The organism is Nocardia sp. NPDC051570 (assembly GCF_044454005.1).
Classification (GTDB): domain Bacteria; phylum Actinomycetota; class Actinomycetes; order Mycobacteriales; family Mycobacteriaceae; genus Nocardia.
The window spans coordinates 1-1,558 of the sequence record NZ_JBITDI010000067.1 but is presented as its reverse complement, the minus strand read 5'-3'; the positions used below and the strand labels follow the sequence as shown (position 1 = coordinate 1,558).

1 protein-coding gene is annotated in these 1,558 nt (G+C 63.7%); it reads right to left on the bottom strand.

From position 1 onward, the window contains the following. Window positions 1-36: 36 nt before the first annotated feature. A protein-coding gene (locus ACIA76_RS43735; protein ID WP_397161498.1) for an IS3 family transposase occupies window positions 37-1,433 on the bottom strand; the annotation gives its coding sequence in 2 pieces (ribosomal slippage) (window positions 37-1,073 and window positions 1,073-1,433; 1,398 coding nt in all). Between the last annotated feature and the right edge of the window lie 125 nt (window positions 1,434-1,558).

The window sequence follows — 1,558 nt, the reverse complement described above, 5'->3', positions numbered from 1 at the left end:
CGGAATTTTTCAAGCTGAATGAGACCAGTGGGTGTGTTATGCGGCCGTTGTGTCGGTCTCCTCGGTCGGCGGGTTGATCCAGACGGTGCCGGGCAGGTCGAGGATCTTCGGTGTCGTTGTGGTGGTGGCGAAGCGGTCCGGGTGACGGGCGCGGGCGGCGGCCAGGACCGATCGACGGTCGGCGGCTTTGGCGGCGGCGAGGCCGTAATGGACGTCGGCGGGGGTGTGCAGGCCGATGCCGGTGTGGCAATGTTCGTGGTTGTACCACTGAGTGAACGAGTCCATGAATTTCCTTGCGTGGGTGAGTGATCCGAAGCGTTCGGGGAACTCCGGCCCGTATTTCAAGGTCTTGAACAGCGCTTCGGAATAGGGGTTGTCGTTGGACACCCGCGGCCTGGAATGCGAGCGGGTGACCTCGAGATCGGCGAGCAGCGCGGCGACAGTTTTGCTGGTCATCGAGGTGCCCCGATCCGCGTGCACGACCTGCGGGATGCCGTGGACGCCGAAGATCTCGGTCATCAATTCTGTTGCCAGTACCCCGGATTCGTGGGTGTGGACATGGACGCCGACGATGTAGCGGGAGTAGATGTCGATCATTACGTAGGCGTCGAAGTACTGGCCCTTGATCGGGCCGGCGAGTTTGGTGATGTCCCAGGAATACACCTGCCGAGGTGCGGTGGCGAGAAGTTCCGGACACGCCTTCGCCGGATGCCGCGCCAGTCGGCGACGCTCCTTGACCTGTGCGTGCTCTCGCAGCACCCGATACATCGTGGACACCGAACACAGGTAGGTGCCCTCGTCGAGCAACTGGGCATAGACCTGCAACGGGGTCAGGTCGACGAACCGAGAGCTGTTGAGGGTGTCCAGGATTCGGCGTCGTTCCAGCACGGTCAACTTGTTGGCCGGATCGACCGCCGACCGCGCCCCGACTACTGCGCAGGTATTGCCCCGGCGGATCGCGGTGGAGCGCACCAGTCCGGTCAGCGCGGCCGCGTGCCGAGTGGAGACACCGGCGCCGGTCAACGACGCATACGCGGCTGTCAACGCTTCTTGCGCGGCTCGTCGGTGTCCGCTCTCTCGGACAGAGATTCCAAGAGAGCGTGTGCTTTTCCCATAATGTCCAGCGCGGTTTCGGTGGTCGCCAGCCGCTTGTTCGCACGCGCCAATTCAGCTGTGAGCCGGGCGATTTCGGCTTGCTCGGCAGTCAATTTGCCGATCTTCTCACCTGGCTTTCGGCCCGCGAGCACCCCCGCGTCGCGCTGCTTGCGCCACTCGCTGATCAACGACGAATACAGGCCCTGCGACCGCAGATACGCCCCGCCCTCACCGCGCTCGACTGCTTCCTCGTAGGCAGCCAGATGCGCGAGCTTGTCCGAAGCGCTGAATGCGCGTCGCCGCTTCGGCTCGTCACCGCGCGGCCCCACAGAACCCATGCGCCCATTCTGGTCGCTGACCCTCGAGGCCCTCGTGCTGGTCATGAAATATCGATCCGTATCTCGCCCCGCGTCAGGCCGATTTGCTCTGAACCAATGGACTCAACTCAGCCTGACACGCAGGG